Below are 14,495 nucleotides of genomic sequence, written 5' to 3'. Positions count from 1 at the left end.
ATCTCTTGCTTTTTGACCGAAAATAGTGTATCTTTAACTCTGTACGAAATAGAACCCTTACTTGGCTTTTTGCGAGTCACCAACGCTTGGCTCAGTATGCGGGGATTAGAAAAGAAGGAGGTGTGTAAGAAATGGCATTGACACAAGAGCGTAAAAATGAAATTATCGCTGAATATCGTGTACATGATACGGACACTGGTTCACCAGAAGTTCAAATCGCTGTTCTTACTGCAGAAATCAACAGTTTGAATGAACACGTTCGCGAGCACAAGAAGGATCACCATTCTTATCGTGGTTTGATGAAAATGGTCGGTCATCGTCGTAACCTTTTAACTTACCTACGTAAGAAAGATGTTGCACGTTACCGCGAACTTATCGGACGTTTAGGTTTACGTCGATAAACACAAGGAAAACGGGATATTTTTGTCCCGTTTTTTTTTGAAAAAAATAAACAAGAAGTGTCCCGCTACCTAAGAAAGTAGAAAGAAGCTTTATCGCATGAATCCAAAAACGTGCCATTTTTACATAAAAGAATTAAGTTTAACTAAAACCAATGAACTCGCAGACGCGGAGCATACTAAGGTATGTTGACTGAAAACAGGGAGAGGGTAGTATCCTCGACCATGTGAGAAGTTATGCGAAACTCTTTTGTGTAGAAGCGCATCGTCGCGCAGACTTCAACGACGTAGATGAGAGCTATGGTAGGTTTTTGGATTCATGCGTGTCTGATGTTCAATTCAGGCGTGCGTGAAGAATTATGCATGGTAAAGTTTCTATTTGGTAGTGGACGCTCCTAACTAAAAGGAGATCGAAATATGACTGAAAAACAAGTATTTAAATCCACATGGGCAGGCAAGGAACTAGCAATCGAAGTTGGTCAAATGGCAAAACAAGCAAATGGCGCAGCGCTGATTCGTTATGGCGATACAGTCGTTTTAACAGCAGCTGTTGGATCACGTAAACCAAGACCTGGTGACTTTTTCCCATTGACTGTAAACTATGAAGAAAAAATGTACGCCGTTGGTAAAGTACCCGGTGGTTTCCTAAAACGTGAAGGCCGTCCAAGTGACCGCGCAACATTAACGGCGCGTCTTATTGACCGTCCAATCCGTCCGCTTTTTGCAGAAGGTTATCGTAACGATGTTCAAATCACATCCACAGTTCTAAGCGTGGATCAAGATTGCTCACCAGAAATGGCCGCAATGCTCGGTTCATCGATTTCGCTTTCCATCTCGGATATTCCTTTTGAAGGACCGATTGCAGGTGTGGATGTGGGTCGTGTGAACGGTGAATACATCATCAATCCGACTATAGAGCAACAGGAATTGAGCGATATTAGCTTGACTGTCGCTGGAACAAAAGAAGCCATCAACATGGTAGAAGCAGGGGCAAAAGAAGTACCTGAGGAAGCGATGTTAGAAGCTATCATGTTCGGTCACGAAGAAATCAAACGCTTGATCGCGTTCCAAGAAGAAATTGTTGCGGCAGTTGGTAAGGCAAAAATGGAAATCGAATTATTCGTGCCAAATGCAGATCTTGTTGCAGAAGTAACGGCTCGCGCAGAAGCAGATATGAAAGTAGCTATTAAAACCGAAGAAAAATTAGCGCGTGAAGAAAACATTAACGTGTTGAAAGAAATGGTTGTTGCGGAATATGAAGCAAAAGAATTAGAAAACGCAGCTGAAGTTTTGCCAGAAGTAAAGCATATTTTAGAGCTACTTGAAAAAAATGAAATGCGTCGCTTGATTTCACAAGATAAAATCCGTCCAGATGGTCGTAAAGTAGACGAAATTCGTCCGCTATCTTCTGAGGTTGGCATTTTACCGCGTGTCCATGGTTCCGGACTATTCACGCGTGGACAAACGCAAGCACTTAGCGTATGTACATTAGCACCACTTCGCGAACACCAAATTATCGATGGCCTTGGTCTAGAAGATTCGAAACGCTTCATGCATCATTATAACTTCCCGCAATTCAGTGTTGGGGAAACAGGACCTCGTCGCGCACCAGGCCGTCGTGAAATCGGTCACGGAGCACTCGGAGAACGCGCGTTACAACAAGTTATCCCAAGTGAAGAGGATTTCCCGTATACGATTCGACTTGTTTCAGAAGTATTAGAATCTAACGGTTCAAGCTCACAAGCAAGTATTTGCGGTTCGACACTTGCGATGATGGATGCTGGTGTGCCAATTAAAGCACCAGTTGCCGGAATCGCGATGGGTCTTGTCAAACTTGGTGATGACTACACGATTCTTTCCGATATTCAAGGGATGGAAGATCACTTCGGCGACATGGACTTCAAAGTAGCCGGAACACGTGACGGAATTACTGCTTTACAAATGGATATCAAAATCGATGGCCTTAGTCGTCAAATTTTAGAAGAAGCCTTAACACAAGCGAAAGCGGGTCGTCTGCACATTTTAGAACATCTAGAAGCGACAATCAACACACCTCGCGAAACCTTGTCAGAATATGCGCCTAAAATCGTTACGATCAACATCAAGCCAGACAAAATCAAAGACGTTATCGGACCCGGTGGTAAACAAATCAACCAAATCATCGACGAAACGACTGTTAAAATTGATATCGAACAAGATGGTACAGTTTTCATCGCTTCTCAAGATGACGCCATGATCGAAAAAGCGAAAGCTATGATTGAAGAAATCGTCCGCGAAGTACAAGTTGGCGAAATCTACGATGGTAAAGTTCGTCGTATCGAGAAATTCGGAGCTTTTGTTGAATTGTTCAAAGGCAAAGATGGCTTGATTCACATTTCTGAACTAGCGCACGAACGCGTTGGTAAAGTGGAAGACATTCTGAAAATGGGTGACATCGTGAAAGTCAAAGTTACAGAAATTGATGATCACGGTCGCGTAAATGTATCTCGTAAAGCTTTGATTGAGAAAAAAGAAGGCGATACAGAACAACCAAACCGCGCACCGCGTAAAGAAGGCTACAAAAAACCGTACAACAATGATAAAAAATAACCATCCAAACCACCTGCCAGAATAATTGGTAGGTGGTTTTTTGCGCAACAAAAAATCCCGCCGTTTCCAGCAGGATGATTGTTATACTATTTTTTTCTCGCTTTTAAATTAGACTTATATTGCGTCTCCAGAGCCTTATGAACCGCTTTCCATTTCTGTTTCTCTGCACGCTGTAACACAGGATCGTTTTTACGCTCGAAATAAGCCAGTTCTCGCTTTAATTTAATCCAATTGGCATAATGAACCTCGGATAGGCTACCATTCGTTAAAGCGGCTTGTACGGCGCAACCTGGTTCGCTACCATGCTGGCAATTTCGGAATTTGCAATCGTTAGCTAGCAACTCGATATCTTGGAATGTTTCACCAAGTCCGTCACTTGCTTGACCAATTCCCAGTTCGCGCATTCCAGGCGTATCAATTACAAGCAACCCGGTTGGCAACAAATGCAATTCACGATGCGTGGTCGTATGTTTGCCTTTTGAATCATCCTCACGTATACCGCTCGTTTTCATCAACGTTTTTCCAGATAGGGCATTGATAAAAGAAGATTTCCCAACACCCGAGGAACCTAGCAACACAATCGTTTCGCCAGGGTTCAAAGAGCCTTCAATCTCGTCAAAACCACTTTTTGATAAATTATCTACGGCGAAAATTGGAACACCATAAGCCACAAGTTCAATCTCCGTCACAATTTGCGCCGTATTTTCACTGAGATCCGCCTTCGTTAAAATCACAACTGGCTTCGCACCACTATCCCAAGCAATCGTCAAGTAACGCTCCAACCGATTAATGTTAAAATCATGATTTAATGAACTCACAATAAAAACATAATCAAAATTCGCCGCCACAAGTTGTTCACCACCAGCAGGGTCACTGCGTTTAAACACCGTCTTCCGGTCCAGCACACCGTGAATGAGAGACGTATCTTGCGGATGACTTTCCAGTGCTACAAAATCACCAACCGCCGGCAAATCCGTATTCATCGCGCCCATAAAAGCAACATATTTCAACTTAGCCAAATGCTCGCCATCCTCAGATACAACCTTGAAAAAATCTTTAAAAACAGCCGTCACTCGCGCAGGAATAAGTCCATCCTGCAACGTTTGCGCCTCAAAAAAATCTGTAAATCCATACTTATTAATAGTCAATGTTTTCGCTCCTTTAAAATAGGGGAGCTTTAAATCGAATCAAATGCTCCCAAAATGTGATTGTTTTTAGTGTTTGCAAACTTTACAATATCCATAATTCATCATCCTTTCATAATGGGAATACCGCTTCATTATAACACAACCAGAGCGCTTTAGCTAACAAAAAAACAGGAAAGCGATGCTAGCGGCTTTCCTGTTTTTGTTAATTTTTATGCGTGATAATTTTTGCGATTTGATCGGCAGTCATATTACTATCGACAGCATAGCTACCGTCGCGCACATATTTCTCGTAGTTGTTCGCACGTAAGAATTTATCGAATTCAGCACCAGATTTAATGATACCGGCAAATTGTAATTCGTTACCTGCTTTAGAAGAAGGGTCACCTTTTTTGATAACAAGCGTGAATTTCTTGACTTGATTTGCTGCTTGTTTCGCTTTTTCTTCCTCGGCTTTTTTCTTAGCCGCTACTGCTTTTTGAGCCTCTGCAGATTGTGATTTTGCTAATTCTTGAGACGCTAGTAAATCCTCGTATTTCTTTTTGTAACCTGAATTGTCCTTTGTTTCTGCTGTTGTCGTTGTTTTTGGGTCCGCTGATTTCTCTGCTTGTGCACTTGATGAGAAGAACGTATCAAAGACAAGCAAGAGCACTGCTGAAATCAAAAATCCTAACGCCAGCATGCGAAGTGATTGTTTCATTGTATTATTTCCTCCCTTATGATATCTCCAATTTAATGAGCTACGTATTCAGCAATTATTTCATTTACTTGTTCTTCTGAAAGTTCCGATTGCGTAACGATTTCCTCTATAGTGACACCAGAAGTATACAAAGTAATAATTTGTTTTTTTCTTAAGTCACGGAGTTTTTTGCTAGATGTGCGAACTGGAGTGACGGTGTCAGCATCGACGTTCATTGTATTTTCTAGAGTAGACACGCGTTTTTTTAATTCGAAGTTCTCTTGCATTAATTGAGAGGCGATTTCCTCCATCTCATTTTCTATCTGCTTACTATTTCCCTTCTGCATAAATGAAAGCAAGAACAGGACGACAGCACAGGCAAGAAGAATTATGATTAGAACAGTCATTGTGTTAATAACACCTCTTTTCTCTAAACTCTACTTCTATTTATAGCATAAATTACGCCAAAAACATAGTCAAAAATGAAGATTGTAAACAAAATAAAAAGAAAAGCTTAGGAATCCTTGCGTAAAGCCCTTAAAAATGATATTATAATACAGGTCTGATAAATAATTCAGTTTGATTAGAGTTTGGAGGGAAATAGAATGCGTGTTAATATCACTTTAGAATGTACTGAGTGCGGCGATCGCAATTATATCACTACTAAAAACAAACGTGAAAACCCGGAACGTATTGAACTAAAAAAATATTGTCCAAGATTGCGCCGTGTCACTTTGCACCGCGAAACTAAGTAAGCAGCAGGATTTTCACCTGTTGCTTTTTTTATGGAAAAGATTCTTGGCTAAGGAGGAGACGAAATGCCAACCAAAGCAGTCCTACGTGAACAAATATTGACACAATTGAATAAAATGGATCAGGCTACATATGAAAAACGCTCACAAGCTATCGCAGAACAATTATTTCAAGAAAAAATGTGGCAAAACGCTACGAAAATAGGGATTACAATCGCGAGGTTTCCAGAAATAGCAACACAAGCAATCATCAAACAAGCTTGGCAAGACGGAAAAATTGTATCGATACCAGAGACCGATAATAAAACCAAAGCGATGCAATTTCGAGTCTACGAAGATGGCGATGAACTCTGTAAAAAAGCATTGGGTCTCTATGAACCATTAGAGAGCGCTGCGGTTGTTCCAAAAACAAAAGTGGATTTATTAATTGTTCCCGGTGTTTTATTCCGTACAGATGGCTATAGAATTGGTTTTGGCGCTGGTTTTTACGATCGTTACTTAGACGGCTATCAAGGAGCTACTATTTCGCTATGTTATACTGAGCAAATAACGACTGCATTTAAGCCAGAACCCCATGATTTACCCGTTCAAAAACTAGTGATTGAAAATAATCTGAAATAATAGCAAAAAATTGGCGGAGATTGATTTACAATGTTCGCTTTTTTGCGTATAGTAGTACTTATAAATTGGATTTTAAAAGAAAGCAGGGAATTTTTTGAGCCTCCAGGAACAGTATATTTTTTGGCGATTAACTAGTTATTTTCTAATTGAGGAAGGATATCGACTCATCCATCTTCATGAAAAGAAACAAGAACTATGGCTAAATAATCCAGCCCAAAAGAAGCGACCAGTTATTCGAATTCAGATGAAGGAGCTCAGTTGGTCTAGTGTCGTCGAGCGAGATATTGAGCAAGTAATGCGTGTGTGCGAAGATTTACGCAAGCAGATGGGACGTTTGAAACTGCCACTAGTCAATATGTATATCACGCCTTTTAAGCCAGTTGGGGACACTTCAGAATGGTTCGATAAACCATTACAATCAGAGAATGAGAAAGTAAGTCTGAACAATATATTAATCGATGCAGAAAACGCAGATGAGCAGTTAAAGCAACTAGAAACAGATTTCGGTATACCTGCCGAGACATTTCAAGTTCCAACTGAACTAGACGAGAGCACCATCACTAGTGAGCGTAGCGTCGTTATCAACTATATCACCACAAAAGTAAGTGATGAACAGGTGCAAGCTCGCAAAGAAAAGCCATATGTGACGTATGTTTTGCTTGCGATTCAAATAGCTGTATTTTTAATTATGACATTCACAGGAAGTACGAGTACTAACACGTTTAACCTTGTTAGGTGGGGCGCAAAGTTCAATCCACTCATATTTGCAGGAGAATGGTGGCGCTTCATTACACCGATGTTTATCCATATCGGACTACTACACTTACTCATGAACTCCGTTGTTCTGTATATCGTAGGGCCCAGGGCAGAGAAACTCTTTGGTAAGTGGCGTTTTGCGCTTATTTATGTACTATCTGGCATTACTGGCGTTGTCGCAAGTTTCGCTTTTAACATTAATGTGGCTGCAGGAGCAAGTACGGCTATCTTTGGTATTTTTGGGGCCTTGTTATACCTAGTTGTATTAAAACCCCATATCTATGCAAGATCACTCGGAATCAGCATTGCCGGTTTAGTTGTTGTCAATTTAGTAGTTGATTTATTTTCCCAAGGCATTGATCTCGCAGGACATATTGGTGGACTAGTAGGCGGCTTTCTAATTGCTGGCGCTTTATCCATGCCTCATCAATACTTCCATTGGCGTCGAATTTTATATGGAGCTTCCGCTGTTTTACTGACCGCATTTTTCCTGTGGTTTGGTTTTGACAAAGGAAAGCATCCGTATGATCCACAAAATGCCAACGCCGTAGCAGGGGCATTTATACAAAATGCAGATTACAAAACAGCACAAAAAATCTTGCATCAACTTCAAGTTTCAGGCAGTGCCGACGCGCTAACTTATACTAATTTGGCTGTTATTGCAACAATTCAAGAAAATGAAGTGGAAGCAGCAGATTTTGCAAGAGAAGCCATCGCGCAAGAATCATTCAATCCCCACGCCCATTTCTTATTGGCCCGTAGCTACGAAATGCAAGGGAACTTGGAACAAGCATTAAAAGAAGCCACAATCGCGGTTGAACAGCAAGATGCAGAAACGTACGTTCGTTATAAAGGCTATTTAGAGAGCAAAATTCAAACAAGATAAGAGGTATCGTTATGAAAACAGTCTATGATGTGGCTCAATTACTGAAAAAATACGGCATTATCGTTTATCTTGGTAAGCGACAATGGGATATCGAAATGATGGAATACGAGCTAACCGAACTGTTTAAACATAAATTGCTGGATCGTGAAGTCTATGCTCGCGCAAGATCGATTCTCAAAGTAGAACTAGACAAAGAAAAAGCAAAAAATAAGGTAGTAGATTAGGAGACATGTGAAAATGGAAAAGAAACTAATTGGCGTTGACCTTGGCGGCACAACTGCGAAAATTGCAATTCTAACAACCGATGGCACAATTGAAGAAAAATGGTCTGTCGAAACGGATATCTCAGATGAAGGCTCCCATATTGTTCGTAACATCGGCGACAGTATCAATCAAAAATTAACAGATTTACACTTAGATCATGACACTTTCTATGGTATCGGAATGGGAACGCCTGGCACGATTAACTACGAAACCGGCACAGTTAAAGGAGCCTACAATCTAAACTGGGCGAAAGAACAAAATGTAGCCACTGATCTCAAAAATATTACTGGTTTAGATGTTCATTTAGATAATGATGCTAACATTGCAGCGGTTGGTGAAAGATGGCAAGGAGCGGGCGAAGGCTCGGCGAATGTTTTCTTTGTCACATTAGGAACGGGCGTCGGTGGAGGTATTTTTGCAGAAGGAAAAATTCTTCATGGAGCTAAAGGCGCAGCCGGAGAAATTGGTCATATCACGGTGGATACTAGTAAAGAAGCCTATGACTGTACATGTGGGAAGAAAGGTTGTCTAGAAACCATTGCTTCTGCTACAGGAATCGTGCGTGTTGCAAAAGATTTAGCTAAGTCTTTTGAAGCGGATTCTAAGTTGAAAGATTCTATACAGCAAGGAAGTGAGGACGTAACGTCTAAGTTGATTTTTGACCTTGCAGCAGAGGATGATACCCTAGCACAAAAAGTAGTTGATCACATTTGTTTCTATCTCGGTCTAGCATGTAGCCATATCGGTAATATGCTTAATCCGGAAAAAATAATCATTGGCGGCGGGGTTTCGGCCGCTGGTGATGTACTTTTGAATCCTATTCAAGATTATTTTGAAGGTATGGTTTTCCCAGCAGTTCGAGAATCAACATCGATTTCGATTGCAACACTTGGAAATGACGCTGGGATATTGGGTGCAGCATGGTTAGCTTTACCGTCTGAATAATAGCTTATTTAGCTAGATGTACTACTGGCAGTAATGTAACGCTAGTAGACATCTAGCTTTTTTTTAATAAATGGAAGATTGTTTCACTTCCTTGATGTCAGGGTAAAATAGTAGTAACATATTAGCAAATGGAGGGAAAGAGATGAATAAATTTCGCATAAGTTTTATAATTACAATCCTCGGACTTTTCTTTCTTTCCTACGGCTGTCAAAATGAGCAGGCACCTGTCAGCAAAGAAAAGGTAACAACTTCAAATGAAATTAAAACTTTAAACATTCGACCTAAAGAATTTCAACGGATTGTGGGCTGGATAGATGATGAGAATGTCCTAGTGCAGCTGAGGAAAGAGGGAAAAGTAACCTTCGAAAGACTCAATGTTTTTAACGGAAAGCAACATCAAATATATGAAACATCACATGTCATCTCAGAGGTCATCATTAGCCCAAACCGAGATTGTTTCCTTATTTATTCTGCCGAAAGCAAAGATAAAGCAGCTTTAGATGTTATTTCAATGGCCGGGTCGCGGATGAGCACGAAGCAAGTGAAGCCGCAAAATATAGAGTTTTCATGGAATCAAGATGATCAAAATAAGATGTTCCTCACAACGTTCGACACAGATTGGAATTACCAAGTATTTCAATTGGATATTTCATCTGGTAATTTGGTTCAATTGAATACAGATTCACCATTTGTTTCGTGGTATAGTGATAATTTATTTATTTTCAACCAAAAACTATCACCACAAAAAGACAGAGGAGATCTCTATCTTGAAGATATTCGCGATAAGACGATTAAAAACCTGGTTGTCGCAGATGTATATAAATTTGCTGTGTCCGCCAATACATTACTAACAATGGAGCCGAGCAAAGAAGATAAATCTATGGTCTATAACTTTAGGACGCTTGGTTTTCAATCTTATTATCAATATGAAGCACCTAGGGTATACGATGAGTTGGGGACATTCTTTCCATTCTATGATTTGAATGTAGAAGAGGAGTCATTCCTTACATTTGAACCGTATGAAAGTAAGAAGTTAAAAGACCATGGCGGAGAATTTAAGCTAGTTAAAGTGAACCCTACAGAGAAAAAGAAAGAAACAATATTGGAACTAATAAATAACGAGCCTATTGTTACATCACCAAACGGTAAATACTGTTTATACGGTTACCTATTTGATCAAATAATTGATTTAGAAACAAAAGACATATCATATTTGATACAACATCAGGATAAGATGTATTAAAATGCCAGAAAAGTACTATCGTAATGAGATAGCTCTTTATCTGGCATTTTTTAGTTTATGACATTAAACGGACACATCTCTCTTTTGGAAAAAAATGAAGGATAGAGCCATGAAAATAATATAGTATACACTTAGAACCCCAATAGCTAGTCCTGGTGAAAGACCTTTTACATCCATTCCAAGGCCATTTGCCTGCATGCTTACATAGTATAGTGGAGCCATAAAGATGTATTTGAACCATTGGAATTGTTCTACCAACATAAGTGTGATTCCACCTGCAATACTATTGATAAATAGTAAGAATAGCCCAATCCCTACAGCCAAAGCCTGACTTCTTAAGAGTGAAGAAACCATAAATGCAATAGAAGTAGAAAAAATGAGTTGAATCGAGAAGTAACCTAGTTGGGAACCAATCGCATCTAGAGCATTTTGTCCTACATTTGTAATATCTCCGTTCTCTGAATAGGTTGGATTAGTTACACTAATATCTTGTGTCAGGCTTCCAAAAGAAGTTAGAATCCCACCAATAATATAAGACATAGCAATCGTAAATATAGTTAAAAGGACTGCATACATAAGAACAACGATATATTTGGAAAGGAGAATCTGCCAACGTTGATATGGCCGAATCAACAATAACTTTATTGTGCCATAACTAAATTCAGAAGATACAACAGCGCTAGCCACGACAATAGAAAATAGGGCTACCATAAACGTACTGATGCTGTTTACAGATAACATCAATTGGATATTATCAATGTCTGGAACAAACGATTTAAAACTTGCGGATAAAGCAAGAATGATAACTAAAATAATAAGAGGATATAGCCATGTGCTGAACCTTAGTGATAATTTCTTTGTTTCATTCGCGATTAATGACATCATTCCATGCTACCCCCATTTTGTTTTGTAATTTCTAAGAAACGCTCTTCTAATGTTTTAGTATGTGCTTCTATTGCAAAAATCGAAACATCTTCTGCTACTAAATTCTTAACAAGCAATGGGATGTTGGAGGGACTACTTTTCACAAAGAAATGCGATGTTCCATTATCAGCTAGTATGTAGTCGATATTCCAATTTGTGAGTAGTTTTTTAGATAATTCAAGAGGCTCAAGGTGCATATGGAAAGTTTGTAATTGTTCCGTTTCTGCCAGAATTTCTTGTTTCATATCTGCAATATGTGTCAGCTCTCCGCGTTCTATAATTGCGAATCGATCACATAATTGTTCCATTTCTGTTAGTAGGTGAGAAGATACTAGGACACTAACACCCTGACTAGCTAATGTTTTCATCTGCAAACGAAATTCTTTCATTCCCTCTGGATCTAATCCATTTGTAGGTTCATCAAAAATTAATAGTTTTGGTTCGTGTATAAGCGCCTGCGCCACGCCCAATCTTTGTCTCATCCCAAGCGAGTATGTTTTTACTTTATTATTAATTGCTTTGTCTAAATGCACGAGTTGAATAATTTCATGTAAGCGTTCGTTTGAGATTTTGTTTCGCGACATAGAAGCGAATGTCTCGAGATTCTGTAGTCCTGTCATATACGGATAAAATTCTGGATTTTCTACGATTGCTCCAACTTGTTGAATAGCTTCTGTGTAAGAGTCATCTATGTTTTTCCCTAAAATTTTAACCTCTCCGCTAGTCTTGTTAATGAGTTTGACAATACTTCTGATAATGGTTGTTTTTCCGGCGCCATTGGGACCTAAGAGTCCAAATATTTCACCCTCGTTCACTGAAAATGAGATGTCTTTTATAATCGGTTTAGCTCCAATTCGCTTAACTAAGTGATTTATTTCTAAAACAGGCTGTGTCATAATTGCTCCTTCCTTGTTTGAAAATCTCGTTTTATTTGATCTGCGATTTCTTCGGGCGTTAGGTTGTCTGTCTCTACAATTAGACCTGCGACACTCTCATAGAGGTTTGTCCGAGCCTCAAAAATAGCAATGATTTCATCTTTACTCTTTTCTTGAATGAGAGGGCGTGTCGTGTCGCCTTTTAATCGAGAAAGAAACGTATCAGGACTGGTCTTTAAATAAACGACAAAATCAGCTGTTCCTAACTTCAACCGATTGTCATTATCTAAAATAATACCGCCTCCAGTTGATATAACGGCTTCTTGCAGTAATGTTCTTGTCAGCATTTGATGTTCTAATTTACGAAATGCTGGTTCGCCTAAATTTGCAAAAATTTCTGTAATTGATGCCTGATGTTCGAATTGTATCTCCGTATCGATATCAACTAAAGGTAGTGTTAGTTTGCTAGCAAGTATTTTACCTACTGTTGATTTTCCAGCACCCATAAATCCAGTTAAAACAATTTGTTTCATGAAAGTCCTCCTTCAGCTTCTGTTTAATCTAGTAGAAGACGAATTTTCTGTAGTTTAATATCCCAAAATACAGATTGTTTCAGTATATAGCCATTACTAAGCTCTGTTATGATATTATATCTGATGTAGTCTTCTGTACTATCTTCCCAATTATACCATAAAACAGCGTTATTGTGCTTTTCTGTGAAGGTTTTTTGCCCGCTTTTTATGCGTGAAATATTATTAGGAAGCGATAGGTTTGTAAGCGTAGTCGCGAGATAATGATTTTGTAGTTGGTTTTCCATATGCAACTTAGAGACATAGATACTGGTTGCCCCAAGCATCGTAATAATGCCGATCAACGTAACATAAAGACACAATATATACGTAAAGCCATTCTGATGCATACTATTTACTCCCTTCTGGTTGGATATAAAAACGGGCAGATAACTGGGTGCCATCTTCAAAAGTGACTTCATACAATATTTCTTCCTCTGATTTTTTTGACCATTTATCCTGTTTTATATTTGTTAAAAGTGGTTCATGCCCTTTATTATCAACAGAACGGCGAGTTAGGTTTTGATATGCTTCGTAGGTCACTAATTTGGATTGAGCAATGAAGGTTATCTTATGGTCGGTGACAGTTATCTTAGCTCCTGTATTTAATTCTTTTTTTGTTTGGTTCGTGAAGAGTTGCCACTCATAGTTTTTATCAATGTCCATTACCTTTAAGACAGATGCGTAGCTTTGAAAAATAAGTGGAATGAAAGAGGCGATAATAATGACGATAAGAAGCGAGAATAGAGATTCAATTAAGGTAAATCCATGCTTATTTAGTAGCGTAACAAATATTTTCTTTAGCATAAGTAGCGCAAAATTGCTTCGCCTCCTGATTGTAAGTTATTAGGTATGCTTGATTTTTAATGGTTACTTCATAGCTTGATGAAAACGGACTGTTTAGATGAAATTGACTTTCCTCAGAGAGTAATTGTTGAACCGTTGTCAATTGATTTTGTTTGTGTAGATTTTGTTTGATTTGCATCATTATTGGAAGTAGGGAAAGAACAACCAGGGAAAGTAAACTAAGAGCAAAAAGACTTTCTAATAGAGAAAAACCATCAGATTTCATCAATACGAAACCTCCCTTTTCCAATTTGAAAAATAAGCGCATATTTTTTGTTCTGACCTTGAATAATAATGGTTTTAAATCTGCTGATATTTCCAAAAGGCGGAGAAAAGCGAAAGGATTGCTCGCTTTTCTCTTGAAAATGCAATGTGGGAGTTAATTTTCTTGATAATGCTAATTTAGAAGATTTGCCAGAATAGGTATCGTTATTACCATTTAGAAGAAGTATCGATTCTTGATTCGTAGTTATTGCTTCCGCCTGGAGATACATGATATCTATTTCGAGCTGATCGAGACTTTGTTTTTCTAATAAATGAGTCATCAAGTTGCCAGCTGGAAGAACACTGATACCTAGAATGATAAAACTTATCGAGAGTACGAGCAGCATTTCTATTAAAGTAAAGCCATCTTGTTTCATGGTGCTTCCGTTACTTTCCCGCTGCTATCAATCAAAACATCCTTACCATTTGGACATTTTTTCTGTTCGCCTTTTAGGTAGCCGCCGCTTAAAAGGTCTTGTAAAGAAGGTACTTTGTTATTTTCTAGTTGATATGCTTGTGTCTGTCCTTGAACCATCGTAATAAACGCGTCACACCCCTTGTCGTTAATGGATTTACTCTGCTTGACGATATTTGGGATAGTGAGTAAAAGTAGTACACTAACCACAAGCAGAACAATCAACATTTCAATAACTGTGTTTAAGTACCTATTTGGAAAACGTTGCCTTTGCTGAAATGCTAGTTGTATGAATCTATTTCAACGAGAAATTACAATCGTAGC

At 38.9% G+C, this 14,495-nt stretch carries 18 protein-coding genes; 8 read left to right on the top strand and 10 right to left on the bottom strand.

Translation table 11 applies throughout. The annotated features are described in order from the left end of the window. Positions 1 to 131: 131 nt before the first annotated feature. Together rpsO and pnp are read left to right on the top strand one after the other, a co-directional pair. The gene (rpsO, locus tag HCJ66_RS01330; RefSeq protein WP_036062005.1) at positions 132 to 401 is read left to right on the top strand and encodes a 30S ribosomal protein S15; all 270 of its coding nucleotides are present in this window, start codon (positions 132 to 134) and stop codon (positions 399 to 401) included. 414 nt (positions 402 to 815) lie between these two features. Then, positions 816 to 2,987 (top strand): polyribonucleotide nucleotidyltransferase, encoded by a 2,172-nt coding sequence (gene pnp, locus HCJ66_RS01325; protein ID WP_187131530.1) that lies wholly within the window; start codon positions 816 to 818, stop codon positions 2,985 to 2,987. A gap of 86 nt (positions 2,988 to 3,073) precedes the next feature. Here the strand turns inward: pnp and rsgA are convergent, their stop codons facing one another. The 3 genes from rsgA to HCJ66_RS01310 all read right to left on the bottom strand — a co-directional run bounded on the left by rsgA (position 3,074) and on the right by HCJ66_RS01310 (position 5,218). Next, on the bottom strand, positions 3,074 to 4,135 hold the full coding sequence (gene rsgA / locus HCJ66_RS01320) for a ribosome small subunit-dependent GTPase A (RefSeq protein ID WP_187131529.1): 1,062 nt from the start codon (positions 4,133 to 4,135) through the stop codon (positions 3,074 to 3,076). 202 nt (positions 4,136 to 4,337) lie between these two features. Continuing rightward, positions 4,338 to 4,832, bottom strand: a complete 495-nt coding sequence (locus tag HCJ66_RS01315) for an MltG/YceG/YrrL family protein (protein WP_187131528.1) — start codon at positions 4,830 to 4,832, stop codon at positions 4,338 to 4,340. A gap of 32 nt (positions 4,833 to 4,864) precedes the next feature. Further along, positions 4,865 to 5,218: a hypothetical protein gene (locus HCJ66_RS01310; protein WP_187131527.1), complete on the bottom strand. Its 354-nt coding sequence runs from the start codon at positions 5,216 to 5,218 to the stop codon at positions 4,865 to 4,867. Positions 5,219 to 5,416: 198 nt separating this feature from the next. On the opposite strand from HCJ66_RS01310, the gene rpmG reads away from it, so the two are divergent. The 6 genes from rpmG (at position 5,417) to HCJ66_RS01280 (ending at position 10,278) form a co-directional block, all read left to right on the top strand. Then, positions 5,417 to 5,566, top strand: coding sequence for a 50S ribosomal protein L33 (rpmG, locus tag HCJ66_RS01305; protein ID WP_003719608.1), 150 nt, complete (start codon positions 5,417 to 5,419; stop codon positions 5,564 to 5,566). A gap of 63 nt (positions 5,567 to 5,629) precedes the next feature. Further along, positions 5,630 to 6,184: a 5-formyltetrahydrofolate cyclo-ligase gene (locus HCJ66_RS01300; RefSeq protein ID WP_187131526.1), complete on the top strand. Its 555-nt coding sequence runs from the start codon at positions 5,630 to 5,632 to the stop codon at positions 6,182 to 6,184. A 94-nt stretch (positions 6,185 to 6,278) separates the two neighbouring features. Next, on the top strand, positions 6,279 to 7,826 hold the full coding sequence (locus HCJ66_RS01295; RefSeq protein WP_187131525.1) for a rhomboid family intramembrane serine protease: 1,548 nt from the start codon (positions 6,279 to 6,281) through the stop codon (positions 7,824 to 7,826). Positions 7,827 to 7,837: 11 nt separating this feature from the next. Continuing rightward, a complete protein-coding gene (locus HCJ66_RS01290) occupies positions 7,838 to 8,050 on the top strand; it encodes a YqgQ family protein (protein WP_187131524.1) in 213 nt (70 codons plus the stop codon). A gap of 13 nt (positions 8,051 to 8,063) precedes the next feature. Next, the gene (locus tag HCJ66_RS01285; RefSeq protein WP_187131523.1) at positions 8,064 to 9,035 is read left to right on the top strand and encodes an ROK family glucokinase; all 972 of its coding nucleotides are present in this window, start codon (positions 8,064 to 8,066) and stop codon (positions 9,033 to 9,035) included. A gap of 142 nt (positions 9,036 to 9,177) precedes the next feature. After that, positions 9,178 to 10,278, top strand: coding sequence for a YqgU-like beta propeller domain-containing protein (locus tag HCJ66_RS01280; protein ID WP_187131522.1), 1,101 nt, complete (start codon positions 9,178 to 9,180; stop codon positions 10,276 to 10,278). 63 nt (positions 10,279 to 10,341) lie between these two features. On the opposite strand, the gene HCJ66_RS01275 is transcribed toward HCJ66_RS01280, so the two are convergent. The 7 genes from HCJ66_RS01275 to comGC all read right to left on the bottom strand — a co-directional run bounded on the left by HCJ66_RS01275 (position 10,342) and on the right by comGC (position 14,399). After that, positions 10,342 to 11,163, bottom strand: coding sequence for an ABC transporter permease (locus HCJ66_RS01275; protein WP_187131521.1), 822 nt, complete (start codon positions 11,161 to 11,163; stop codon positions 10,342 to 10,344). Next, on the bottom strand, positions 11,160 to 12,098 hold the full coding sequence (locus tag HCJ66_RS01270; protein ID WP_187131520.1) for an ABC transporter ATP-binding protein: 939 nt from the start codon (positions 12,096 to 12,098) through the stop codon (positions 11,160 to 11,162). The genes HCJ66_RS01275 and HCJ66_RS01270 overlap by 4 nt, the downstream gene beginning before the upstream one ends. Beyond that, the gene (locus tag HCJ66_RS01265; protein ID WP_187131519.1) at positions 12,095 to 12,610 is read right to left on the bottom strand and encodes a shikimate kinase; all 516 of its coding nucleotides are present in this window, start codon (positions 12,608 to 12,610) and stop codon (positions 12,095 to 12,097) included. The genes HCJ66_RS01270 and HCJ66_RS01265 overlap by 4 nt, the downstream gene beginning before the upstream one ends. Before the next feature lie 387 nt (positions 12,611 to 12,997). Next, on the bottom strand, positions 12,998 to 13,453 hold the full coding sequence (comGF, locus tag HCJ66_RS01260; RefSeq protein WP_187131518.1) for a competence type IV pilus minor pilin ComGF: 456 nt from the start codon (positions 13,451 to 13,453) through the stop codon (positions 12,998 to 13,000). Continuing rightward, positions 13,419 to 13,718, bottom strand: coding sequence for a competence type IV pilus minor pilin ComGE (comGE, locus tag HCJ66_RS01255; protein ID WP_187131517.1), 300 nt, complete (start codon positions 13,716 to 13,718; stop codon positions 13,419 to 13,421). The genes comGF and comGE overlap by 35 nt, the downstream gene beginning before the upstream one ends. Continuing rightward, positions 13,708 to 14,133, bottom strand: coding sequence for a competence type IV pilus minor pilin ComGD (gene comGD, locus HCJ66_RS01250; protein WP_187131516.1), 426 nt, complete (start codon positions 14,131 to 14,133; stop codon positions 13,708 to 13,710). The genes comGE and comGD overlap by 11 nt, the downstream gene beginning before the upstream one ends. Further along, positions 14,130 to 14,399 carry a competence type IV pilus major pilin ComGC gene (comGC, locus tag HCJ66_RS01245; RefSeq protein WP_187131515.1) on the bottom strand — a complete coding sequence of 90 codons (270 nt, stop codon included), beginning with the start codon at positions 14,397 to 14,399 and terminating at the stop codon, positions 14,130 to 14,132. Before comGC ends, comGD begins: the two co-directional genes overlap by 4 nt. Between the last annotated feature and the right edge of the window lie 96 nt (positions 14,400 to 14,495).

Source organism: Paenilisteria portnoyi (genome assembly GCF_014322795.1).
GTDB classification, from domain to species: Bacteria; Bacillota; Bacilli; order Lactobacillales; family Listeriaceae; genus Listeria_A; species Listeria_A portnoyi.
The sequence above is the reverse complement of the archived record's forward strand: the minus strand, read 5'-3'. Positions and strand labels throughout refer to the sequence as shown.